The 24359-nt window shown below is 54.7% G+C and carries 25 protein-coding genes; 15 read left to right on the top strand and 10 right to left on the bottom strand.

Annotated elements, in window-relative coordinates; genetic code table 11:
• Positions 1-39: 39 nt before the first annotated feature.
• From COO59_RS13170 to flgB, 3 genes are read right to left on the bottom strand one after another with little or no spacing between them, the layout of a single operon-like run.
• On the bottom strand, positions 40-699 hold the full coding sequence (locus COO59_RS13170; RefSeq protein WP_103060249.1) for a flagellar hook assembly protein FlgD: 660 nt from the start codon (positions 697-699) through the stop codon (positions 40-42).
• 11 nt (positions 700-710) lie between these two features.
• Positions 711-1115 carry a flagellar basal body rod protein FlgC gene (gene flgC, locus COO59_RS13175; RefSeq protein WP_103060250.1) on the bottom strand — a complete coding sequence of 135 codons (405 nt, stop codon included), beginning with the start codon at positions 1113-1115 and terminating at the stop codon, positions 711-713.
• A gap of 5 nt (positions 1116-1120) precedes the next feature.
• Positions 1121-1534: a flagellar basal body rod protein FlgB gene (flgB, locus tag COO59_RS13180; protein ID WP_103060251.1), complete on the bottom strand. Its 414-nt coding sequence runs from the start codon at positions 1532-1534 to the stop codon at positions 1121-1123.
• Positions 1535-1937: 403 nt separating this feature from the next.
• Here flgB and flgA point away from each other — a divergent pair, with 403 nt between their 5' ends.
• The 6 genes from flgA to lldD all read left to right on the top strand — a co-directional run bounded on the left by flgA (position 1938) and on the right by lldD (position 7263).
• On the top strand, positions 1938-2480 hold the full coding sequence (gene flgA, locus COO59_RS13185; protein WP_165786517.1) for a flagellar basal body P-ring formation chaperone FlgA: 543 nt from the start codon (positions 1938-1940) through the stop codon (positions 2478-2480).
• Between the two features lie 78 nt (positions 2481-2558).
• Entirely contained in the window at positions 2559-2855 is a 297-nt protein-coding gene (flgM, locus tag COO59_RS13190) for a flagellar biosynthesis anti-sigma factor FlgM (protein WP_103060253.1), read from the top strand.
• Positions 2856-2866: 11 nt separating this feature from the next.
• The gene (locus COO59_RS13195; RefSeq protein ID WP_103060254.1) at positions 2867-3310 is read left to right on the top strand and encodes a flagella synthesis protein FlgN; all 444 of its coding nucleotides are present in this window, start codon (positions 2867-2869) and stop codon (positions 3308-3310) included.
• A 349-nt stretch (positions 3311-3659) separates the two neighbouring features.
• Positions 3660-5312 carry an L-lactate permease gene (lldP, locus tag COO59_RS13200; protein WP_103060255.1) on the top strand — a complete coding sequence of 551 codons (1653 nt, stop codon included), beginning with the start codon at positions 3660-3662 and terminating at the stop codon, positions 5310-5312.
• The gene (gene lldR, locus COO59_RS13205) at positions 5297-6082 is read left to right on the top strand and encodes a transcriptional regulator LldR (RefSeq protein WP_240614138.1); all 786 of its coding nucleotides are present in this window, start codon (positions 5297-5299) and stop codon (positions 6080-6082) included. Before lldP ends, lldR begins: the two co-directional genes overlap by 16 nt.
• Positions 6079-7263, top strand: coding sequence for an FMN-dependent L-lactate dehydrogenase LldD (lldD, locus tag COO59_RS13210; RefSeq protein ID WP_103060256.1), 1185 nt, complete (start codon positions 6079-6081; stop codon positions 7261-7263). The genes lldR and lldD overlap by 4 nt, the downstream gene beginning before the upstream one ends.
• Positions 7264-7311: 48 nt before the next feature.
• On the opposite strand, the gene COO59_RS13215 is transcribed toward lldD, so the two are convergent.
• The 6 genes from COO59_RS13215 to COO59_RS13240 form a co-directional block, all read right to left on the bottom strand.
• Positions 7312-9252 carry a methyl-accepting chemotaxis protein gene (locus tag COO59_RS13215; RefSeq protein WP_103060257.1) on the bottom strand — a complete coding sequence of 647 codons (1941 nt, stop codon included), beginning with the start codon at positions 9250-9252 and terminating at the stop codon, positions 7312-7314.
• 317 nt (positions 9253-9569) lie between these two features.
• Positions 9570-10481: a bestrophin family protein gene (locus COO59_RS13220; protein WP_103060258.1), complete on the bottom strand. Its 912-nt coding sequence runs from the start codon at positions 10479-10481 to the stop codon at positions 9570-9572.
• On the bottom strand, positions 10481-11716 hold the full coding sequence (locus tag COO59_RS13225; protein WP_103060334.1) for an MFS transporter: 1236 nt from the start codon (positions 11714-11716) through the stop codon (positions 10481-10483). Before COO59_RS13225 ends, COO59_RS13220 begins: the two co-directional genes overlap by 1 nt.
• A gap of 207 nt (positions 11717-11923) precedes the next feature.
• Entirely contained in the window at positions 11924-12664 is a 741-nt protein-coding gene (dnaC, locus tag COO59_RS13230; RefSeq protein ID WP_103060259.1) for a replicative helicase loader DnaC, read from the bottom strand.
• A complete protein-coding gene (dnaT, locus tag COO59_RS13235; protein ID WP_103060260.1) occupies positions 12664-13206 on the bottom strand; it encodes a primosomal protein DnaT in 543 nt (180 codons plus the stop codon). Before dnaT ends, dnaC begins: the two co-directional genes overlap by 1 nt.
• Positions 13207-13307: 101 nt before the next feature.
• Positions 13308-13955 (bottom strand): hypothetical protein, encoded by a 648-nt coding sequence (locus COO59_RS13240; RefSeq protein WP_103060335.1) that lies wholly within the window; start codon positions 13953-13955, stop codon positions 13308-13310.
• 140 nt (positions 13956-14095) lie between these two features.
• Here COO59_RS13240 and COO59_RS13245 point away from each other — a divergent pair, with 140 nt between their 5' ends.
• The 9 genes from COO59_RS13245 (at position 14096) to COO59_RS13285 (ending at position 23616) form a co-directional block, all read left to right on the top strand.
• A complete protein-coding gene (locus COO59_RS13245; RefSeq protein ID WP_103060261.1) occupies positions 14096-14662 on the top strand; it encodes a DNA-3-methyladenine glycosylase I in 567 nt (188 codons plus the stop codon).
• A gap of 107 nt (positions 14663-14769) precedes the next feature.
• The gene (locus tag COO59_RS13250) at positions 14770-15432 is read left to right on the top strand and encodes an OmpA family lipoprotein (protein WP_103060262.1); all 663 of its coding nucleotides are present in this window, start codon (positions 14770-14772) and stop codon (positions 15430-15432) included.
• A 133-nt stretch (positions 15433-15565) separates the two neighbouring features.
• Positions 15566-16591: a LacI family DNA-binding transcriptional regulator gene (locus COO59_RS13255; RefSeq protein ID WP_103060263.1), complete on the top strand. Its 1026-nt coding sequence runs from the start codon at positions 15566-15568 to the stop codon at positions 16589-16591.
• A gap of 193 nt (positions 16592-16784) precedes the next feature.
• Positions 16785-17510 (top strand): sugar phosphate isomerase/epimerase family protein, encoded by a 726-nt coding sequence (locus tag COO59_RS13260; RefSeq protein ID WP_103060264.1) that lies wholly within the window; start codon positions 16785-16787, stop codon positions 17508-17510.
• Between the two features lie 3 nt (positions 17511-17513).
• Positions 17514-18473 carry a sugar kinase gene (locus COO59_RS13265; RefSeq protein ID WP_103060265.1) on the top strand — a complete coding sequence of 320 codons (960 nt, stop codon included), beginning with the start codon at positions 17514-17516 and terminating at the stop codon, positions 18471-18473.
• A gap of 83 nt (positions 18474-18556) precedes the next feature.
• Positions 18557-19843, top strand: coding sequence for an MFS transporter (locus COO59_RS13270; RefSeq protein WP_103060266.1), 1287 nt, complete (start codon positions 18557-18559; stop codon positions 19841-19843).
• A 91-nt stretch (positions 19844-19934) separates the two neighbouring features.
• A complete protein-coding gene (ghrB, locus tag COO59_RS13275; protein ID WP_103060267.1) occupies positions 19935-20909 on the top strand; it encodes a glyoxylate/hydroxypyruvate reductase GhrB in 975 nt (324 codons plus the stop codon).
• A 157-nt stretch (positions 20910-21066) separates the two neighbouring features.
• Entirely contained in the window at positions 21067-22320 is a 1254-nt protein-coding gene (locus COO59_RS13280) for a valine--pyruvate transaminase (protein ID WP_103060268.1), read from the top strand.
• 381 nt (positions 22321-22701) lie between these two features.
• On the top strand, positions 22702-23616 hold the full coding sequence (locus COO59_RS13285) for an EamA family transporter (protein ID WP_103060269.1): 915 nt from the start codon (positions 22702-22704) through the stop codon (positions 23614-23616).
• 60 nt (positions 23617-23676) lie between these two features.
• Here COO59_RS13285 and ibpA read toward each other — a convergent pair whose 3' ends face one another.
• A complete protein-coding gene (ibpA, locus tag COO59_RS13290; RefSeq protein WP_103060270.1) occupies positions 23677-24093 on the bottom strand; it encodes a small heat shock chaperone IbpA in 417 nt (138 codons plus the stop codon).
• Positions 24094-24359 lie beyond the last annotated feature (266 nt).

Here is a 24359-nt window from a genome sequence, read left to right on the forward strand (position 1 = left end):
AACCTTCCTGGTCGCTAACATTCAACGCTGAAATAAATATTATTCAATCAGATACACTTCACCCAAAGTCGCGCTGCCGCCCAGTCCCAGCTGCAATACCGCACCGGACAAGGTAAAGGAGACGCTTTCTACTTTGGCATGTTTTAACGAGACGATTTTCGGGACGGAGCCATCCTGATTGGCGGCGGTATAGGTCACCTTATAGGTCTCGCCGTTATCGAATCCCGGCTCGGCGGGCTGGAAACCCGTTAAATCATCAAGGGTCAATTTGTGTACGCCCGCCTTAACATCTTTTAAATCGGCGGTATAGCTATTACCGGCACGGTCGGTTAAGACCACGCTGACTTTATCGACGTTATTGTTGAGAGAAAAAGCGAAGGTATCATCGGTAGACGTAACGCTGCTGTCCCCTTCAACATAGATGCTGCGTCCAACCCATTGGGCCGCGTTCATCTGCTGCATACTGTTAACCAGCGTGCCGACATTACCCAACGTGCTGTTCAGCTGCTGGACGCCCGCAGCGGTATTAAACTGCGCCATCAGCGAGGTAAGCTGATTATTATCCATAGGATTGGTGGGATCCTGGTTCTGCATCTGCGCAACAAGAAGATTCATAAAGTTGTTGGTAATATCTTCAATGCTGGAACCGTTGCTGCTACTGGTGGCGTTATAGCTATTAGTTACCGGCGTCACAGCCATTTCAACACTCCTTATTGACCTAACGACAGCGTTTTCAGCATCATCGCCTTGGCGGTATTCATCACTTCCACATTGGCCTGATAGCTGCGCGAAGCGGAGATGGAATTTACCATTTCGCCCACCACGTTTACGTTTGGCATGTGGACATAGCCTTTGGCATCCGCCAGCGGATTGCCGGGCTCATAGACCAGACGATCCGGCGCATCGCTTTCAATGACGTTACTCACCCGTACGCCGCCAATTTCCTGGCCAGGCGCCTGGTTAACGTGAAAAACAACCTGACGCGCGCGATAAGGCTTACCGTCCGGGCCAGCCACGCTATCGGCATTCGCCATATTACTGGCGCTGACGTTTAGTCTTTTTGACTGCGCTGTCATCGCAGAACCTGAAATATCAAAAATACTGAATAAAGACATAATAATTACCCCTGCGTGATGACGTTCATCATCCCTTTAATTTGGGATCCGAGAAGGGTTAAACTGGTTTGATATTTGATATTATTATCCGCGAAATTAACTCGCTCACGATCCATATCAACGGTATTACCATCAGCGCTGGGCTGATCGGGAATGCGATATAATAATTCGTTCCGATTATGAACGGGCGCAGCTGCCGGAATATGTCTTTTTTCCGTCAGGCTGAGTGTTAAAGATTGCGCCTGACGGCGTTCTTGCACTACGGCCTTTTTAAGCTGCTGAGAAAAATCGATATCCCTGGCTAAATAACCCGGCGTATCGGCATTAGCGATATTTGACGCTAAAATATCCTGCCTGCGGGTCAGTAAATTCAAAGCTTCCTGCTGAAAATATAATGCCTTATCGAGTTTATCCATCATGGAAAGACTGGCCTTATTTTGTTACATGAAGATTAACGTAGTGACTATAAGGGGAATTGGAAATAATCTATACCGCGAAAACAAGACGAATCTCTATCTATTTTATGAGGTAATGTAAAAATCGGCGCTATGTTTTTAATAAGCGCCAAAAGCGGCGGCATTTAGCGCATTAACTTATGTCAGGATAGCGTTACACTGGCTTTAGGCGAGACAAGTAAATTACCTTACTCCTAATTATTCATCGGCCCGGTTGCGTATGAAAAAATCACCCCAGGATTGGTGCAGAATAGTATTAACCTTATTTTCTATATTATTTACCCTTACGGCACAGGCTGATAATAATACGCTAACAGAAAAAATTAACACATTATTAAATAGCTCTGACAAAAATATAACGCCCAATATGACTCGCCGTGCGGTTTTATTAACTTCACCAGATAAATTAGCGTCGCTGTGTGCCGATCCGCATCTCTCCCTGAGCGGCGGTCAGCGTCTGACCGGCAACCGAACAGTGGTTGCCCAGTGCGGTAATAAAAAACATTTTTTTCAGGTGCGAATTGAAGCGGAAGGCAGCTGGTGGGTTGCCGCAAGGGATTTGAAAACGGGCAGCATACTTAACCCGGATGATGTGGTTCAGCGCAGCGGATCGCTGGCAAATTTACCCTCCGGCCTCGTTATGAATCTCGGCTCGATTCGCGGCGCCGTATTGACCCGCCCCGTACGCGCCGGACAGCCGTTAACGGAGAATCAGCTGCGTAAAAGCTGGCGTATCAATCGCGGCGAAGAAATAGACGTTATCGCTTACGGTAACGGCTTTCATATTATGGCCAGAGGCAAAGCGCTGGATAATGCCGCGGTTAATGGGGCCGTTCGGGTGCGAATGAAGGGCGGCCAGCTGGTAACAGGTAGCGTTAATAGCGATGGCAGCGTGCGGATAAATTTGTAATTTCATCTTTAGGTATCCGTGCAAACACCGATATTATTAGTAACGTAAGAGGTAAACATCCAGGTTTCGGAGAAAAATATGAGCATTAACCATACGCTGAAAACGCAACCTGTTACGCCAGCCCATGTTCAGCAGGAAGTAAAGCTCGCTCAACGGAATCTGGCTAACAGCACACCAAAAGAAAATACCACGCCTGAGAAAGGGACTGATGTCAAACTCAGCGCGTTAACGCAGCATATTAAAGCCGATAGCCCTCGCGATATCGATATGGAACGCGTCGAGAAAATTAAAGATGCTATCCGTAACGGCGAACTGAAAATGGATTACGATAAAATCGCACAGGCGCTGCTGCAAAATATTCTCGACGATCGGTAAAAGAAATAATAATGGAAACCTTACAGACGACGTTAAATACCCTGCAGGATACGCTTAACGAACTGGAAGCGGTGCTGGCGGATGAGATTAAGCAGCTAAGCTACGCGCAGGTTAATGCCGTCGCGCTGCAGCAGCTCTCTGATACCAAAAGCCGTCTGTTATCTACCCTGGCGTGGCATGATGAACAAAGAAAGCAGACAGAGAAACGCCTGCGGCTGCTCGCGCCCTATACGCATCAGCCAACGCTGGCGGGCTGCTGGGACAGGTTGTTGCAGTCAACCCAAAAAGCCAGCGAAATGAATCTGCAAGCCAGCCATTTGCTTGATATGCACATGCAAAAAGTGCAAAGCCTGAGCAAAGTGATTAATAAAGCCGCCGCCTCGCCTGGGCTGTATACCGCTGGTGGACAGTCCGAAAATAACGGAAAAGCGCGCGCTTACAATATTACTATATAAAAGCAGTACGATTCTCTTGTGTAACTTATCAACTTTCTGAATAGAAAGGTTTTTTTGCTATCGAAAGATTCAGCAAACCTCTAACGGCGGCAGGAAAGCTTTCCTCGCCGCTTTTTTTCTGCAACACCGCATAATTGGTCCTACCAAAAACGCCTGTTTGTGACTCTTCTTCCACCGTTAAATTAAAGCATTAAGCAAAGATTGCATTCTGTTCACCGTCAGATAAACAATAATTTAACATCTGCGCGCCTTTTGGTCCGACCAGGCCTGCGGCTGTGCGTCGTCCGATTACGGCGCTGATAACCGCCGCGTCCGGCAACAAGGCGTAACGCCCCGGAGAACAGTAAGCATGCAAAACTGGCAACAACTCTACGATCCGCTGGATAATATTTGGCTATCAAGTCTGATTGCCGCGCTTCCGATTCTGTTTTTCTTTTTCGCGCTGACGCGGCTGCGGCTGAAAGGCTATATCGCCGGTACGATTACCGTGTTGATTGCGCTGGCCGTCGCCCTGCTGTTTTATCGTATGCCGCTCGACCAGGCGCTGGCTTCTGCCGTTTACGGCTTTCTCTACGGACTCTGGCCTATCGCCTGGATTATTGTCGCTGCCGTTTTTGTGTATAAAATCACGGTGAAAACCGGACAGTTTGCCATCATCCGTAACTCTATTCTCTCCATAACCGAAGATCAGCGGTTACAAATGTTGATCGTAGGCTTTGCCTTTGGATCTTTTCTGGAAGGGGCCGCAGGCTTTGGCGCGCCGGTGGCGATTACCGCCGCGCTGCTGGTCGGGCTGGGCTTTAAGCCAGTTTATGCCGCCGGGCTGTGCCTGATTGTCAACACGGCGCCGGTTGCCTTCGGCGCTATGGGTATTCCAATTATTGTCGCCGGGCAGGTTACCGGCGTAGATGCGATGCACATCAGTCAGATGGCCGGACGCCAGCTGCCGTTTCTGACCATGATCGTGCTGTTCTGGGTGATGGCGATTATGGATGGCTGGCGCGGCGTGAAAGAGACCTGGCCTGCGGTACTGGTTTCCGGCGGCTCTTTTGCTATCACCCAATATCTGACCTCTAACTTCCTTGGCCCGGAGCTGCCGGATGTGATTTCCGCGCTGGTCTCTCTGCTCTGCCTGACGTTATTTTTACGCGTCTGGAAACCGGTACGCATCTTCCGCTTCGATAATCAGGAAAACGACGCAGCCGTAACGCACAGCGCTGCCCGCTACAGCTCGGCGCAAATTACCCGCGCCTGGATGCCGTTTCTGTTTTTAACCATTACCGTCACGCTGTGGAGTATCCCGCCGTTTAAGGCGTTGTTTGCGTCCGGCGGCGCGCTTTACAACTGGGTCTTTTCCTTTGCCGTGCCGTTCCTGGATCAGCAGGTAATTAAGATGCCGCCGGTGGTTGCCGCCGCCACGCCTTATGCCGCGATTTATAAATTTGACTGGCTCTCCGCTACCGGCACCGCGATTTTCATCGCCGCGCTGCTGTCGATCGTTTGGTTACGTATGCGCCCTGCCCAGGCGGTGAGCGCCTTTGCAGAAACGCTGCGCGAGCTGGCGCTGCCGATCTATTCCATTGGCGCAGTGCTGGCCTTCGCTTTTGTCTCCAACTATTCCGGGCTTTCCACTACCCTGGCGCTGGCGCTGGCGCATACCGGCAACGCTTTCACCTTCTTTTCGCCTTTTCTTGGCTGGCTGGGCGTCTTTCTTACCGGTTCTGATACATCGTCCAATGCGCTGTTTGCCGCGTTACAGGCTACAACGGCCCAGCAGATTAACGTGCCCGAAGTGCTGCTGGTCGCTGCCAATACCACGGGCGGCGTAACCGGCAAAATGATCTCGCCGCAGTCGATCGCCGTTGCCTGCGCGGCGGTTGGGCTGGTAGGTAAGGAGGCCGATCTGTTCCGCTTTACCGTCAAGCACAGCCTGATTTTCACCTGTATCGTCGGGGTGATTACTTCGCTACAGGCCTGGGTTTTCCCATGGATGATCCCCTGATGCCGGATGAAATACGGCTGGCCGATCGGCTGGCAGAACAGCTGCGTCAGTTTATTGCTGAACAGCAGCTGCAGCCCGGCGCGAGGCTGCCTGCGGAGCGTCAGCTGGCGCAGCAGCTGGCCGTTTCGCGCTCTTCGCTGCGCGAAGGGCTACAGAAGCTGATTAGCGAAGGCGTGCTGATTAGCCGGCGCGGCGGCGGCAATTTTGTGGCCGGACAGTCCGCCGACTGGTCGTCAACCCGGCTGGTTATGCCGCTCAGTACGCTGCTGGCGGACGATCCGGGTTATCGTTATGACGTGCTGGAAGCCCGTATCGCGATTGAATCCAGCACCGCCTGGCATGCCGCGCGGCGCGCCACGCCGGAAGACAAAGCGCACATTCAACGCTGCTTTCAAATGATGCTGCAAGTCAGCGACCGTGACGATCCCGACCTGGCAGCCCATTCCGACGTGCGCTTTCATCTGGCGATCGCCGAAGCGTCGCATAACCTGGTGCTGCTGCAGGCGATGCGCGGCCTGTTTGATTTACTGCAGTCGTCGGTGATGCAGAGCCGCCAGCGTATGTATACCGCGCCGGAGATTTTCCGCCAGCTGGCGGTGCAGCATGAGGCGATTTGTCAGGCCATTATGGCAGGCGATGCCGACCGCGCGCGCAGCGTAACTATCCATCATCTTGAATTTGTCGACGCCACCATGCGTAACCTGCATGAAGAAGAGGCGCGACGGGCGCGCAGTATGCGCATTCCGGACAGTAAGCGAGGACAACCGTGATTATCTCATCAGCAAAAGATTACCGTGCCGCAGCCAAAGCTAAAATACCGCCCTTTCTGTTTCACTACGCCGACGGCGGCGCCTATGACGAATATACGATGCGCCGCAATAGCGAAGATCTGGCGCAAATCGCCCTGCGCCAGCGCATTTTACGCAATATGTCTTCGTTGAGCCTGGAAACCCAGCTGTTTGGCGAAACCCTGGCGATGCCGGTAGCGCTGGCCCCGGTCGGGCTGTGCGGCATGTATGCGCGCCGGGGCGAAGTGCAGGCGGCCAGGGCAGCGGATAAGAAAGGCATTCCGTTTACGCTTTCCACCGTTTCGCTTTGCCCGATAGAAGAGGTTGCACCGGCTATCCAGCGTCCAATGTGGTTTCAGCTTTATGTCCTGCGCGATCGCGGTTTTATGCGCAATGCGCTGGAGCGGGCGCAGGCGGCGGGCTGCTCGACGCTGGTATTTACCGTGGATATGCCGGTGCCGGGCGCGCGCTACCGCGATGCCCATTCCGGGATGAGCGGCCCAAACGCGGCCATGCGTCGCTATATCCAGTCGGCGCTCTATCCGCAGTGGGCGTGGGATGTTGGGCTGCACGGCCGTCCGCACGATCTGGGAAATATCTCCGCCTATCGCGGCGAGCCAACCAGGCTGGAAGATTACATTGGCTGGCTGGGCAATAATTTTGATCCGTCAATCTCGTGGCGCGATCTGGAGTGGATTCGTGACTTCTGGAAAGGCCCGATGGTGATTAAAGGCATTCTCGATCCGGAAGATGCGCGTGATGCGGTGCGCTTTGGCGCGGATGGCATTGTGGTTTCTAACCACGGCGGACGTCAGCTGGATGGCGTGCTCTCTTCGGCGCGGGCGCTGCCGGCCATTGCCGATGCGGTGAAGGGCGAACTGGCGATTCTGGCCGATGGCGGCGTGCGCAGCGGGCTGGATGTGGTGCGCATGATTGCGCTGGGCGCGGATACGGTTCTGCTGGGCAGGGCTTTTCTCTATGCGCTGGCGGCGGCGGGCGAAGCAGGAGTGACTAATCTGCTGAATCTGGTAGAAAAAGAGATGCGCGTGGCGATGACATTAACCGGCGCGCGTTCGATTGCGGAAATCACCCGCGAATCGCTGGTGCAGGCGGTATCGCCAATGCAGCCTGACGCGCTGGCAAAAGCGGTGGCCAACGGCTAAAGGTGTTGATGCCGGTAAAAAAGCTCCGCCCGTGGGCGGAGCCTGCGATTAGAACTGTTCCCAACTACCGGCAGCCGCAGGCGCGGCCTGTTGGGTGGCGACAACATAGCGTAACTCAGAGGCTACGGAGCTGCGCTCTGCAAGACTCTGCCGGGCCGTTTTGAACACGGCCACCGTCTGTTCCAGCTGCTTCGCCTGTTCTTCCAGCGAAGAGGCAGCGGCAGAAGACTCTTCCACCAGCGCGGCGTTCTGCTGTGTCGTGGTGTCCATTTCACTCATCGCCTGGCCGATTTGCAGAATACCCCGGCTCTGTTCTTCAGAAGCATGAGCTATTTCATGCATGATGCCGCTCACCTGAGTAACCGAACGCAAAATCTCTTCCATTGCCTGACCGGCGCTGCTGACCAGGCGTGAACCGTTATTGACCTTCTCGCCCGCCTGACTAATTAACGTTTCGATTTCACGGGCCGCCGTTGCGCTGCGCTGCGCCAGGCTGCGTACTTCACCCGCCACCACCGCAAAGCCGCGTCCCTGTTCACCGGCGCGCGCCGCTTCTACCGCCGCGTTCAGCGCCAGGATATTGGTTTGGAAAGCGATGCCGTTAATCACATTAATGATGTCAGCGATTTTGCGGGAACTGGTGCTGATCTCTTCCATCGTTACCACCACATCCTGCACGATTTTGCCGCCGCGCCCGGCATTCAGCGAGGCTTCCTGCGCCAGACCGCTGGCCTGACGCGCATTTTCCGCGTTCTGTTTCACGGTAGAAGTTAGCTGTTCCATACTGGCGGCCGTTTCCACCACGGCTGCCGACTGCTCCTCGGTACGTGAAGAGAGATCGCTATTTCCGGCGGCGATTTCCGCCGAGGCGCGCGCCACGTTATCTACGCCCTGCCGCACCTGAACGATAATCTCTTTCAGGTTTTGGTTCATCCGTCCCACCGCCTGCATCAGCAGTCCCGGCTCATCGCTCCGCTGAGTCTCGATATCGGCCGTCAGATCGCCAGCGGCAATTTTATTAGCAACCTGCAGCGTTTCACGCAGCGGCTGGATAATATTGCGGGTGATCCGCCAGGCGATCATTAACCCTGCCAGCACGCCCAGCGCTGCCGCGCCATACATAATAATGTTGGCTTGGGTAATGGCGTCAGTCACATTCTTCAACTGCGACTGGTACAGATCGTTTACCGCCTCGTTCAGTTTTTCCGCCGTGGCGGTCATCTCTGCGGACTGGCTATCCTGATAAGCAAAAGCAGCCTGATAGTTATTCAGCGCCGCGCTCAGGCGCGCCGTATCCAGCATTAACCCAGCGACCCAGCCGATCTTGCCGCCCGGCTGGAGGCTTTTCAACAGTTCGCCACGCTCGTTTATCGCGCTGATTTTATTAATAATAATCGCTTTTTGCGCCTCATCCGGCTTAGCAAGAAAATCCGGCCAGGCTTTTAGCATCTGCTGAATGGCGGCATCGAGGCGGGAGGCCGCCAGCGCGATGCCCGCATCGGAGCTTACCTGGCGGCTTAGCGCCTCACTGCTGCGGCCATAATCGGACAGCGTGTTGGTATTCATCTCTTTTAACCGGGCGCTACGCTGATTAACCGCGCCGACAAAACTGTCTCGCTGGGCAAGGTAGCGTTCTATTTCCTGTTTCATCATATCCAGCTTCGCTTTCCCTTCAGGGTGCCAGCTGAACTGGTAAAGCGACTGGCCCAGCAGCTGTAGTTGCTGTAGAGCTCGCGTATTCTCATCACCGTAGCGGCTGTCGCCGGTATATTGATAAAGAGTACGGTGAAGACGAGCCAGATTAAGCTGCTGCACCATTTTTACGACAATTTGCTGTTTCTGCGTATCCGCCTGGATATTGGCAAAACTTTTAATGCCGACCCCTGCAATCCCAACCGTTATCAACAGCACCAAAATAAAACCGGAGGTCAGTTTTTTGCCCACGCTCCAGTTATTAAAACCTGCCACTAACGCCGCCAAACTGCTCATAGCTCACCTTTATGTTAAAAAAACGGGACGATAGTGTGGTTATCGACATGGTTAAGCGATGCTTTAGTAAATTCCCACATAAAAAGGGGGGATTAGAAAGATGGCATTAAAGAAACAAGGCGCCAGACGGCTAATCACGCCATTTACCGCTAAAAAGCGTAACAATGTTAAGGCGACGGGAAAAAGGGATTGTTAAATTATGTTAACTTTTCTACTGAATAATGATCCCGCTGTTATTAACAGTAGCGATCCGCCTTCCAGCTAATCGAGCTTTGCAAACTGGCCGCCAGCGGTGAAAGGCTGACGGCCAGGCGAGGTTACGTCAGTACACAGTTTGCATCCGGGCGCATTTTTTCCGGTCCCGGCCGATCGAGCATTTCACACAAAATAATTTCAATGCCGTTGCACAGGGCGTTAAGCGGCAAATCGTTAGGCGAACTGCCAAACGGATCTTCCAGCTCCTCCGCCAGTGATTCCAGCGACAAAAAGGTATAGGAGATAAACACCGACACCAGCGGCGTCAGATAATGCAAATCGGCAACCAGCGCAAACGGCAGCAGAGTGCAGAACAGATAAACCGTGCGGTGCAGAATAAGCGTATAGGCAAAGGGAATCGGCGTATTGGCGATACGATCGCAGCCGCCCAGCACATCCGACAGCCGGTTGAGGTTGGCATCGATGCTGGTATAAAGCAGATCGCTGATATGCCCCGCACGGCGCTGTTCGCCCAGCCAGTCGCCCATGCATAAAAGCAACCGGTTGGTGGGCTGGGAACTGGCCTCCACCTGCGATAAATAACGCGCGGGCACCAGACGGCGTAAATCATCCTGCGGACTGGTGTGACGTAGCTGATGCTTCATGCTCCAGGCAAAGGCGATAAGCATCTTACTGAACAGAAGAATCTGCTGTTCATCGGTTAGCGCGCTTTTTACCTGACGCAACAGAGATCGCTGGGTAATCAACAGCGATCCCCACAGCCGACGCGCCTCGGTATAGCGCGCATAGCTGGCGTTATTACGAAAGCCAAGGAAGATAGCGATAGCGATGCCCAGCAGGCTGAAAGGCGCGGTGGTTAAATGAATGCCGATACGCTCATACCAGTGAAAGCAGATAACGGCGATAATCGACATGATCAGGTTCAGGCTCAGCCGGAACAAAATATCCGGCAGGACCGATCCGTGCCAGACGAACAGACGGAAGAACCAATGCTGATGAGGACGTACAATCATTAGGCTACCTCATTTTCAAGACGTTGACGGCGACGCAGCCCTGGGAACCAGCTCATCCATAATCCGACCACTACCAGCGTACCGATACCGCCGAGCGCCGCAGCCGGTACTACGCCCAGCCAGGCGGCCAGCATGCCCGACTCAAATTCTCCCAGCTGGTTAGATGTATTGATAAATATTGAGTTCACCGCGTTAACGCGTCCACGCATTTCATCAGGCGTATCAAGCTGCACCAGCGCGCCGCGAATGACCATGCTGACCATATCGAAACCGCCGGTCGCAAACAGCGCCAGCATGGATAACCAGAAACTGCTGGAAAGCGCGAAAACCAGCGTCGCCGCGCCGAAGCCCGCCACGCAAATAAACATAATCATCCCAACATGTCGCTCCAGCGAGCGATAGCTGAGCCAGAATCCGACCAGCAGCGCGCCTATCGCCGGAGCCGCACGCAGCAGCCCTAACCCCAGCGGGCCGGTATGCAAAATATCCTGCGCATAAATAGGCAACAGAGCGGTAGCGCCGCCGAGCAGCACGGCAAACAGATCCAGCGAAATAACGCCCAGCACATCGGGACGTTCGCGGATAAAGCGCACGCCGGCAAACAGCGTAGAAAGCGTGGCGGGCGTACGCGACGGCTGAGCCTGCTCGTAGCGCAGGCGGCTCACCATCACAATGGAGATTAAATAGAGCAGGCCGGTGGCCATATAGACCACCTGCGCACCTGCGGCATACAGCAGGCCGCCCAGCGCCGGGCCCATAATCATGGCCGCCTGGCCGCCGACGGCGCTGGCGGCGGTAGCCCGCGCCAGCAGGCGCGGCGGCACCAGCGCCGGCAGCATTGACTGCATTGCGGGCGCCTCCATGACCTTCGCCACCGACAGCACGAAGACCAGCGCCAGGATCGTCCAGACCTCGCTGTGATGCAGCAGGGTTAACAGCGTTAACGCCACGATAGCCAGCCATTCAACCAGCTGGGAAAAAAAAACGATACGACGGCGATCGCGCTGGTCGGCAATATGGCCCGCCCACAGCGCCAGCGTTACGGACGGCAGAAACTGCACCAGCCCGATCAGCCCAAGATAGAAGGCTTTGCCGGTAATGGCGTAAATTTGCCAGCCGACAATTATCGACAACATTTGGAAACCAAAACTGGAACAGGTTCGCGCCAGCCAGAATGCAACAAACGAGCGGTGCTGTAACAGCGATTCCGCCCGTGATTCAGCAGGTGAAGCCATAATCATCCTAATTGCAATGATGAAACAGGCTGCACGAACGAGAACGCCGAAAAGGATGCCCCGGCGATGTTATTTTAGAAAGGGACACCGGGCGCAGACGAAGCGGTAGCCTGACAGGTGAAATGCTAGTTTACAATAGTTGACGAAGTTGGGGCCAGCGCCGGGGAAAGGAAAAACGCCCGCGCATTATCTGCCCAGGCGCAAAGATTAATATTCGTTGCCGGTGATGCGCCCGCGATGGCTATCCCAGTTGAAATTCACCCACAGGCTTTGTCCCAGGCGCATGCGGTCCATGACTCGCTCGCCCAGCAGCTTAACCATATTGCCGTGATCAAGGTTCGTTAACATGCCAGTCGGACGCTTCGAGGAGGAACGGCGGTCAACGATCTGGTTGATAATCACTTTTTCATAGCGTGATTCCGTCTGCATCCCGATTTCATCAATCACTAACAGATCCACGGTGCTGAAATCGTGCAGCAGATGCTCTTCCGTGCGATCGCTGTCGCCGCTAAAGGTGCCTTTAATAATCGACATCAGGTCGGCGACCGTGACGATCAGCACGCTTTTACCGCGCAGGATCAGATGGTTGCCGATCGCCGCCGCCAGATGATTTTTGCCGGTGCCGGGACGGCCGGAAAAGACAAAGCTGGCAATGCTGTGATCGAACTCATCAGCATAACGGCGCGCCTGTTCCAGCGCTTTACGCTGCCCTTCGTTTTCCACCCGATAGTTATCGAACGAGCAGTTCATATGCAGCTCGCGGATGCCAGAGCGGCCAAGGATACGCTGCATTTTCATCGCCCGGTTTTCACGCGCTATCGCCTCCGAGCGCTGGCGGCCCTGCTCCTGATTCCAGGCCAGCAGCTCTTCGCCATTCTGAAATTTTGGCTTGATATGGGCCGGCATCATCCGATGCAGACGGTTAAATAACTCAGCGGGCGTTTTCATTATTCACCTCGGAAACCATCGGGGATCGTATGATCGGGTTCAGGCAGCTGATTAATATCGCGCTGCGCTCTGCTGCCGTTAACCGCCCGGCTCTGCTGGACGCTACGCGCCAGTTTTTGCTGCCATTGCATATGATGGAAAGGGCGTCCGTCAGCCTGCCACCAGGTAATAAAGGCGGCCAGCTCGGCGGACGTGACCGGCTCGCTTAGCGCAATGCCCCAAACGGCGGCCTGGCGCTGGAAATCGGCGTCCGGTCGCCAGCCTGGATACATCATAAACTTACCGACCGGCACGGAAACCGGATGCGTCAGCGCATCGTTATACAGCTGCTCATCCAGCGTCACATCGCTTTGCGGCTGTCGTGCCGCCGCCTCCAGCTCCAGAAGCTGTGCCAGCCGGTCAGGCGTTACCGCATACAGCACCGGCGCATTATTATCGAACACGGCAACCGTTCCCGCACCCGCCGCGGAAAGCGCGCCGATCGGGTCCTGGCGAAACGCGTCGAGGCCAATGACAGTTGAGGTTAAGATCTTGACAGACATGGTAATTTCCGGATTCTGTTGCAGGCAAAACGTAACTGGCTGCCGTAGCAACCAAAACAGGCGCTATTCTATCAAGTTTAGCGCCTGGAATCGCCTGTTGCTTAGTACTGAGACTGCCAGGCGATACCGGTTTTTTCCTGTTTCAGACGGCAGACATCCCAAAGATAACGCAGGCTGGCCAGCAGACAAAAACTGTATCCCAGCAGTTCGGTGCTCTCTTCCGCCATATTTTTTACCGTGCGGTTATAGCCGTCGAGCATCAGCGTTTCCCACAGTTCATGCATACCAAACAGGCGCGAGAAGATTAAAATCGTCAGCAGGCCCGCGGCCATCATGTTCCAGCTGGGATGATGCAGGAAATTAACCAGCCCGGAGAGCGTGGCGGAGAGATGCAGAACCGCCGGCCACAGGCAGATAATCGCCACGGCCAGCGCAAGCCAGACCCAGGCGCCGTGGTGGATGCTATCAAACAGGAAATCCATTTCACGGATCAGCATACAGGCGAAAAATCCCCCTATCAGCAGCAGGCTGTAGCGCAGATTTTTCTGCCTGAACGCCTGGCTAAAAAACATCAGCGCGATAGCCCCCAACAGAATTTCCTGGAAAATTTCGGTAAACGAGGTTTCATGCAGCGCGTCGTTCATCCAGTTCACATCAATAAAAACCAACCCCATCATCAGCGCCAGAAAGATCGCGCAGCCAAAAAAGCCAGCAAATTTTAAAACAATAATTTTTATATCATTGGACATGAAATTTCCCTGAAAAATATTAGCGCGCTGATTATAAGCTGGCGAAATCACCGAATTTCTCATTTCATGCGTTAAAACCGCCGCGCGGCGGCATGATAAGATGGCGGCCTTAAACAGACGGACCAATAAGGAAGGTACAGATGCAACGATGTGGCTGGGTTACAACCGATCCGCTTTATCAGACCTATCACGACGGTGAATGGGGCATTGCGCAAACCCGGAGTACAGCGCTGTTTGAAATGCTTTGTCTGGAAGGCCAGCAGGCGGGGCTTTCCTGGATTACCGTGCTGAAAAAACGGGAAAACTACCGCGCCGCCTTTTATCAGTTCGACCCGCAGACGGTCGCGCTAATGAACGAGGCCGATATTGATCGCCTGATGCAAAACAGCGGGCTGATTCGCCATCGCGCCAAGCTCAACGCCATCGTGACCAACGCGCGCGCTTATCTGGCTATGCAGGAAAACGGGGAAGATTTCTCCCGCTTTATCTGGTCGTTCGTTGACGACCAGCCGCAAATTAATCACTTTGCCGATGCGGCGGCCATCCCCACCCAGACGCCGGTTTCTCTCGCCCTGTCGAAAGCGTTGAAAAAGCGCGGCTTTAAATTTGTCGGATCGACTATCTGCTACGCGTTTATGCAGGCCTGCGGACTGGTTAATGATCATATAACTCCCTGTTTCCGCCATCCGGAGAATCAGCCGCGCTGAATCTTTACAAATCTGAGGAAATTCCTGGATATTTCCTGAAGCAATACCTGGCATAATTGCCGCTTTAAGCGGGTGCGCTTGTTGTCAGGTTTTCTAAGGATATAAAGTTGAAAAAAAATATTATTGCCTTGTCGCTGTTATTAAGTGGCGCCGTTGCCCTTTCCGGCTGTACCACTAACCCTTACACCGGGGAGTCGCAGGCGGGTAAATCCGGTATTGGCGCAGGCGTCGGGGCGCTGGTTGGCGCAGGCGTCGGGGTGCTTTCTTCATCGAAAAAAGATCGCGGCAAGGGCGCGCTGATCGGTGCGGCTTCCGGCGCGGCGCTGGGCGGCGGCCTGGGTTACTATATGGATGTGCAGGAAGCCAAGCTGCGTGACAAAATGCGCGGCACCGGCGTTAGCGTGACGCGCAGCGGCGATAATATTATTTTGAATATGCCGAATAACGTGACCTTTGACAGCAGCAGCAGCACGCTGAAACCCGCGGGCGCGCAGACGCTGACCGGCGTCGCGATGGTGTTGAAAGAGTATCCAAAAACCGCCGTTAACGTAGTTGGCTATACCGACAGCACCGGCACGCGCGCGCTGAATATGCGCCTGTCGCAGCAGCGCGCCGATAGCGTTGCCAGCGCACTGATTCTACAGGGCGTCGCCAGCAATCGCGTACGTACCGGCGGGATGGGCCCGGATAATCCGATCGCCTCTAACAGCACTGAAGAAGGCAAAGCGCAGAACCGTCGCGTGGAAATTACTCTCAGTCCGCTGTCCTAACGCCGCTTTACGGGGCAGGATGCTGCCCCTTTTCACCGTTGCGCCTCCCATCCCTTATCGTTCCCGCCCTGATGCTAACTCCCAGCAGTAAGCTGTGTTAGTCTCTCATCGAATTCGCGGAGTGAAGAAAGAAATGAAGCAGAAGGCTATACGCGCCACCATTAGCGACGTTGCCAGAGTGGCAAAAACAGGCAAAACCAGCGTTTCCCGTTATCTTAACGGCGAGCAGCACGCGCTCTCACCGGATCTGAAACAGCGTATTGAGCAGGCGATCGCCGCGCTTAACTACCGCCCTAACCAAATGGCGCGCGGCCTGAAGCGAGGACGCACGCGCCTTATCGGCCTGATTATCGCCGACATTACCAATCCCTATTCGGTCGATGTGCTGTGCGGCATTGAAGCGGCCTGTCGCACTCACGGCTTTACGCTGCTGGTTTGTAATACCAATAACGAAGTTGACCAGGAGCAACATTATCTGCAGCTGTTCAGCAGCTATCAGGTAGAAGGTATTGTGGTGAACGCCGTCGGGATGCGTGAAGACGCGCTGAATCGACTACAGCAGTCGCTGCTGCCGATGGTGCTGATCGACCGTAAAATTCCTGATTTTTCCTGTGATGTGGTCGGGCTGGATAATGCCCAGGCGGCGACCGATGCAACCGAGCATTTAGTGAAGAACGGCTACCGGGCGTTGCTGTTTTTCAGTGAGCCGCTTGGATTGGTTAATACCCGTCTGGAGCGCCTGCAGGCGTTCCGCCAGGTTTGCGCGCGCCAGGAAACGGTAATCAGTGAAAACGTGGAGGTGGCGCTCAGCGACGCCAGCGCGATGGATCGCATTATCCACGACTTTTACCAGCGCCATGCCCGACAGCCAGCGGCGCTGCTGGTGGCTAACGGCGCGCTGACGCTGCAGGTGGCGCGCTCAATGCGGCGGCTGGGCCTTAACTGGGGTCAGCAAATCGGCCTGCTGGGCTTTGACGAGCTGGAGTGGGCTGAGCTGGCAGGCGACGGTATTACCACGTTAAAGCAGCCGACCTGGCAGATTGGCTATGCGGCGCTGGAACGGCTGATCCATCGTATTGAGGGCGAAGCCGCTACGGTTGAAGAAAAGACCTTCAGCGGCGAGTTAGTGATCCGCGGCTCTACTCGTCCTTTAAGTTAATCCTTGTTCCTGCCCGGCCAATGCGCGTTGCGCCGGGTATCCGCCTTTCCGTGACAAATCAGACGATCCCTGGGACAAAATAGTTTACATCGTGAGCGCGATCATAATTTCATACTTTCTGTCTTTGCTTTGGAACCGGTTCCAATTAGCTTTCTTTTTGCGGGTTCAAATGCTGTAGCCCCGGAGGTAAAAGGTGAAACCAGAAATTATTGTCGTGACCGCTGCGTACGGTCATCAAAAAGTTGCCGAGCTGGGCGGTCAGCAGGCGTTATTACCGATCATTGCTGAAGCAGGCGCTGACGGCGTAGAAATTCGACGCGAACTGCTGACGGAATCAGAGCTGCAACGCCTGCCGCAGCTGGCTGAAGCCATTGCTGAACATCAGCTAAAAACTTTCTACTCCGTTCCTGATGCGCTATTTGTCGAAGACGGCTCGGTTAACCCGCAGCTGGATCGCTATCTGCAGGAGGCGGAGCAGCTGCACGCGCAGCTGCTGAAACTGGCGGCTGGCCCCTGGCGTCCGGGTGCCGAAATAACGCTGGCGAACCACGAAATCAGGCTGGTCGTGGAAAACGATCAGACCGAATACGGCAGGCTCGACGCTATTGCCCCCTTCTTTGCCCAGCGCCATGCCACGTCCGGCATGACCTTTGATATGGGCAACTGGCTGTGGACCGGCGACGATGCCGTTGCCGCTGCGCATCTCCTTGCCCCTTACGTCAGCTATATTCATGTGAAAGCGGCCATTCCTTATGGCGACAGCTGGCGCGCTATTGAACTCGACGAGGCCGATAACGTCTGGCGTGAGCTGTTAAAACTGCTGCCCGGCAGCGTGCCGCGCGGTATTGAATTTCCACTCCAGGGTAACGATCTGGTGGCCGTTACGCGCCATTACGTTGACCTGCTGCGTGAGGTATAAATCATGATTAATCAAAGCCAACAGCAGGGGACGCTGGATGTCGTGACCATTGGCGAAGCTATGGCGATGTTCGTCGCCAGAGAGACCGGCGATCTTGCCGCTGCTGAAACCTTTACCAAACGTATTGCCGGGGCGGAGCTTAACGTAGCGATTGGCCTGGCGCGGCTCGGCCTGAAAGTGGGCTGGGTAAGCCGCGTAGGCGATGATGCCTTTGGCCGCTTTGTCCATCAGCAGCTGGAGAAAGAGGGCGTCGATCATCAGCGCGTTATCACCGATAAGCGCTATCCCACCGGCTTTCAGCTGAAATCGAAAGTGGAAGATGGCTCCGACCCGATGGTGGAATATTTCCGTAAAGGTTCCGCCGCCAGCCATCTTTCCGTTGAAGATCTCGACCGCGACTATTTTGGCGCTGCCCGTCATCTGCATTTAAGCGGCGTGGCGGCAGCGCTCTCTGCCAGCTCGCTGGAACTGCTGAACCATACGGCGCAGGAAATGCGCGCGATGGGAAAAACCATCTCTTTCGATCCCAACCTGCGTCCGGTGCTGTGGCCGAGCGAACAGGAGATGGCAAAGCAGCTTAACCAGCTGGCCAGCTATGCCGACTGGGTACTGCCGGGCGAAAAAGAGGGATTAATCCTCACCGGCCACCGTCAGCCGGAAGCGATCGCTGACTTTTACCTCGATAAAGGCGTCAAGGCGGTGATTATTAAAACCGGCAGCGACGGTGCCTGGTACAAAACTGCCGCGGGCGATAAAGGTCAGGTAGAGCCCATCCGTGTCGATAAGGTCGTGGATACGGTGGGCGCAGGCGATGGTTTTGCCGTTGGCGTTATCAGCGCGCTGCTGGAAGGCAAGCCGCTACCGCAGGCTATCCGTCGCGGCAATAAGATTGGCTCGCTGGCTATCCAGGCGATCGGCGATAGCGAAGGTTTACCGACGCGCGCCGAACTGGGCGACTACTGAGCGACAAACCCTACAACTTTTTATAACGATGCACATCGATGACGTCGTCATCAGAATATGCGCCCTCAACAGAGGATAAGCTCATGAATAAGCATACAATCGCTCCGAAACGTTGGTGGTATATCATCCCCATCATCTTTATCACCTACAGCCTGGCGTACCTCGACCGTGCAAACTTTAGCTTCGCCTCGGCGGCCGGTATTAATGAAGATTTAGGCATTACCAAAGGCATGTCCTCTCTGCTGGGCGCGCTGTTCTTCCTCGGCTACTTTTTCTTCCAGATCCCCGGCGCCATGTATGCCGAACGCCGCAGCGTGAAAAAGCTGGTGTTCTGGTGCCTGGTATTGTGGGGCATTTGCGCCTCGCTGACCGGCGTGGTGAGCAATATCCCGATGCTGGCGGCGATCCGCTTTGTACTGGGCGTGGTGGAAGCGGCGGTTATGCCAGCGATGCTGATCTATATCAGCAACTGGTTTACCAAATCGGAACGCTCGCGTGCCAACACCTTTTTGATTTTGGGCAACCCGGTCACCGTGCTGTGGATGTCGGTGGTTTCCGGCTACCTGATCAACGCCTTCGGCTGGCGCGAGATGTTTATTTTTGAAGGGATCCCGGCGGTTATCTGGGCGGTGCTGTGGTGGTTTATGGTGCAGGATAAACCCTCTCAGGCGCGCTGGCTGAGCGAAGATGAAAAAGCCGCGCTGCAGGAGCAGCTGCGTAAAGAGCAGGAAGGGATTAAGGCGGTGCGCAACTATCGGGAAGCCTTTAAATCGCGCAACGTAATTATCCTCTGCGTACAGTATTTTGCCTGGAGCATCGGCGTGTACGGCTTCGTGCTGTGGCTGCCTTCGATTTTACGCAACGGCTCCGAAATGGGCATGGTTGAAGCGGGCTGGCTTTCTGCCGTGCCTTATCTGGCGGCGACCATTGCGATGATCGTGGTGTCCTGGGCCTCTGACCGGATGCAAAACCGTAAGCTGTTCGTCTGGCCTTTGCTGCTGATCGGCGCGCTGGCGTTTCTCGGCTCGTGGCTGGTCGGCTCCGATAACTTCTGGCTTTCTTACAGCCTGCTGGTCATCGCCGGTGCGGCAATGTATGCGCCTTATGGTCCCTTCTTCGCGATTATTCCTGAAATGTTGCCGCGCAACGTAGCGGGCGGCGCGATGGCGTTAATTAACAGCATGGGCGCGCTCGGCTCGTTTATCGGTTCATGGATCGTTGGCTACCTTAACGGTGCGACCGGCAGTCCGGCGGCATCGTATATCTTTATGGGCGTTGCGCTGCTGGTTGCTGTTTTCCTGACGCTGATCGTTAAACCGGCGGAGAACAAGAAGTCCCCCTCTCCCGGACGCGCGGCCAGGCACGCCTGATTAGCCCGCGCGTAAAGGCCGGGTTCGCCCGGCCTCAGACCATAGTCCCATTCTTTTTGTTTTACCGCCTGACAGGCGGATGGAGCCTGATATGAAGCCTGAAGTGGTGTTATACAAATCTTTGCCCGATGATTTACGTGCCCGTCTTGATGCGCATTTTACCGTAACGGCCATTAAAGGCCTGACGCCGGAAAGCGTGGAAGAACATGCGGATCTCCTGGCCCGTGCGGAAGGCATCATCGGTTCCAGCTGCAAAGTGGATGACGCGCTGCTGGAGAAAATGCCAAAGCTGCGTGCCGCCTCGACCATTTCCGTGGGCTATGACAATTTTGACGTCGATGCGATGAACCAGCGCGGCATTGTGCTGATGCATACGCCAACCGTGCTGACCGAAACCGTCGCCGATACTATGATGGCGTTGGTATTGAGCAGCGCCCGCCGCGTGGTGGAGGTTGCCGAGCGGGTTAAGGCCGGAGAGTGGCAGCGCAGCATCGGGCCGGACTGGTTTGGTATCGATGTGCATCATAAAAAGATGGGCATTCTTGGCATGGGCCGCATCGGCCTGGCGCTGGCGCAGCGCGCGCATCACGGCTTCGGCATGCCGATTCTGTATAATGCCCGCAAACATCATGAGGAAGCGGAATCACGCTTTAACGCGCAGTATTGCGATCTTGATACGCTGCTGCAGGAGTGCGATTTTCTTTGCATCAGCCTGCCGCTGACCGAGCAAACGCACCATATGATCGGACGTGAGCAGCTGGCAAAAATGAAGCCGGGCGCCATTTTAATCAACGCGGGCCGCGGTCCGGTGGTGGATGAGCAGGCGCTGATCGCGGCGCTGAAAGATAAAACCATTCATGCCGCCGGGCTGGATGTGTTTGAACAGGAACCGCTGCCGGCCGATTCAGAATTGCTGAAGCTGCCTAACGTCGTGGCGCTGCCGCATATTGGCTCTGCAACGCATGAAACCCGCTACGGTATGGCGCGCGATGCGGTAGAAAACCTGATTGCCGCGCTGGCGGGCAACGTAGAGAAGAACTGCGTTAATCCCCAGGTGCTGCGCTAAGCGATCCGCCTTACCGCCAGCTCATCTTTTAATAGCGTACAGGTCAGCGTAGCCTGAGTTTAACGTGCCTGACCGCCGTGCTGGTCAGGCATTTGCATCAGCATCCGCCTGACGGTAAGGTAGAACCCCACTTGCCCATCATATTTAATTGACAGCTATGAGCTTTTCTCTCTTCGGTGACAAATTTACCCGCCATACCGGCATTGCTCGTTTAATGGAAGATATGGACGAAGGGCTGCGCACGCCTGGCGCGGTGATGCTTGGCGGCGGCAATCCGGCGCAGATCCCGGAGATGGATAACTATTTTCATCAGCTGCTGCTGCAGATGCATCAGGAGGGAAAGCTAACCGAGGCGCTGTGCAATTATGATGGCCCACGCGGCAAAGCGCTGTTGCTGGAAGCGCTGGCAACGCTGCTGCGCGAGGAGCTGGGCTGGCAAATCTCGCCTAAAAATATCGCCCTGACCAACGGCAGCCAGAGCGCTTTTTTCTATCTGTTTAACCTGTATGCCGGACGTTGTGCCGACGGCACCAAAAAGCGCGTGCTGTTTCCGCTGACGCCGGAATATCTTGGCTATGCCGATGCCGGGCTGGATGAAGAACTGTTTGTTGCCGCCCGGCCCAATATCGAACTACTGCCGGAAGGCCAGTTTAAATATCACGTCGATTTCGATCATTTGTCGATTACCGATGAAATTGGTCTGATTTGCGTTTCGCGCCCCACTAACCCTACCGGCAATGTGATTACCGATGATGAGCTGCTGCATTTGGATATGCTGGCGCAGCAGCATGACATTCCGTTATTGATCGATAACGCCTACGGCCTGCCTTTTCCCGGCATTATTTTCAGCGAGGCGCGTCCGCTGTGGAATCCCAACGTTATTCTCTGCATGAGCCTGTCGAAACTGGGGCTGCCGGGTGCGCGCTGCGGGATTATCGTGGCGGATGAGAAGGTAATTGACGCCATCAGCAATATGAACGGCATTATCAGCCTGGCGCCGGGCGGCATTGGCCCCGCCATCGCCACGGAAATGATTCAGCGCGGCGATCTGCTGCGGCTGTCGGAAACGGCGATCAAACCTTTCTATCAGCAGCGCGTGCAGGAAACCATCAGCATTATTCGCCGCTATCTGCCGGAAGAGCGCTGTCTGATTCATAAGCCGGAAGGAGCGATCTTTCTGTGGCTGTGGTTTAAAGATCTGCCCATCACCACCGAACTGCTTTATCAGCGCCTGAAACAGCGTGGCGTACTGATGGTGCCCGGACATTTCTTTTTCCCTGGGCTGGCGCAGGACTGGCCGCATACGCATCAGTGTATGCGCATGAACTATGTTCCGGACGGCGAAAAGATTGAACGGGCCGTAAAAATTCTTGCTGAAGAGATCGAGCGCGCCTGGGGCGAACTGGCGTAGCCGGGGCGCTAAACGACAGTAATATCACGAGCCGCTGATAGGTTTAAGGGATGTTTCCACCCCTTAAACCTATTCTCAATCACAGACCTGATAACCGCCCTGAATTCGGCATATCCCCCGCCCGCCGCCACTCCCGAAATATATTCAATGTCATTCAGGTACAACTTTTTCATTTAATCTTTTTAACTTTAATAAAAACCTACCATGCAACCGTATTGAGCAGGGAAAAAATCATGGAGGCCAAATGAAGGGGATAAACCCTCTCTTTATCCCTTCGTCCATCAGATCGTCCCCTTATGGTTGTACGCTCTGTATAGCAAACAGGCAGATTTGCGAGTAAGTTAATTAACAATTTCTTAACTATGGATAGCTGGAGAAAAGATGTCTGTAAAAGATCTGTTGCTGGCGCTGTGTGTGGTCGTCACCTGGGGCGTTAACTTCGTGGTGATCAAGGTCGGGCTGCACGATATGCCACCGTTTCTGCTGGCTGCCCTGCGCTTTGCGCTGGTGGCGCTACCCGCTATCTTTTTTGTGCGCCCACCGAAAGTTCCGCTGCGCTGGCTGGCACTCTATGGGCTGACCATCAGCTTTGGGCAGTTCGCCTTTCTGTTTCTGGCTCTCAATCTCGGTATGCCTGCCGGGCTGGCGTCGCTGGTGCTGCAGGCACAGGCCTTTTTTACGCTGCTGCTCGGCGCGCTGCTGCTGGCGGAAAAGCTGCGCTGGCACCATGTCGCCGGTATTGTTATCGCCTCAGGCGGCATGTTTCTGTTAGCCACCACCGCTCATGGCATCCAGGCCGCCAGCGGCGTGACGATAACCACCATGCTGCTGACGCTGGCCGCCGCGCTCTGCTGGGGTATGGGCAACATTACCAATAAGGTCATTATGCGTAACGGTAATGTTCCCATTATGTCGCTGGTGGTCTGGAGCGCGCTGATACCCGTCGTGCCGTTTCTGCTTTGTTCATGGCTGTTCGAAGGGCAGGCAGCGATTGTTCACAGCCTGGCGCATATCCAGCTGCAAACGGTGCTGGTGCTGTTTTATCTGGCGTTTGTCGCCACCATTGTAGGCTACGGCATCTGGGGCACGCTGCTGAGCCGCTATGAAACCTGGCGCGTGGCGCCGCTTTCGCTGCTGGTGCCGGTGGTGGGCATTCTTAGCGCGGCGCTGCTGCTGGGGGAAACGCTCTCAATGCGTCAGCTTATCGGCGCTATGATTATTGTGATCGGTCTGGTAATTAATGTCTTTGGCGGGCGGTTAAAGCCGCTGCGTACGGCGCGTGCGCAGCACGACTAACGGATTGTTGCCGACGGCAGATATAACAACGCCGCGTTTCCGCGGCGTCAGGCTAGCTTATTAGCCCAGGATTTCGATACGGCGTGGTTTCATCTCTTCCGGCACGATGCGTTCCAGATCGATGTACAGCAGGCCGTTTTCCAGGCGGGCATCGCGCACCACAATGTGGTCGGCCAGCTGGAATTTACGTTCGAAATTACGTTCGGCAATACCCTGATAAAGATATTTGCGCTCGTTCTGTTCTTCAGGATGTGCGCCACGCACGATTAACATATTGTCATGCGCGGTAATATCCAGTTCGTTCTGTGCGAAACCCGCTACGGCAATAGTAATGCGGTAGTGGTTTTCCGCCACCAGCTCAACGTTATACGGAGGGTAACCGCCGTTGCTTTGGTTCTGATTAGATTCCAGCAGGTTGAACAGACGATCGAAACCGATAGATGAACGATAGAGCGGAGAAAGGTCAAAGTTACGCATAATGCAAAGCTCCTGATTTTCAGCGAGTTGGTTAATCGTAGCCTTCCGCTATGGACAGGCTATCCGGTCACGCTGGCAAACCCATTCGGCGAAGGCCGCGCTGACCGTGATAACAAAATGGGGATAGCTAAAAATCTTTCAAGAGGAGATTTGCGATTTTTTTAAGCAAACACCAGAGAATGTCATACACTCAGGGGAAAATGTCGTCATACATCAGGCGTGAGTCACCACAGAGTGACCGGGATTTTCCCCGCCGCGGATAATGA

The organism is Mixta theicola (assembly GCF_002895925.1).
Lineage (GTDB): Bacteria > Pseudomonadota > Gammaproteobacteria > Enterobacterales > Enterobacteriaceae > Mixta > Mixta theicola.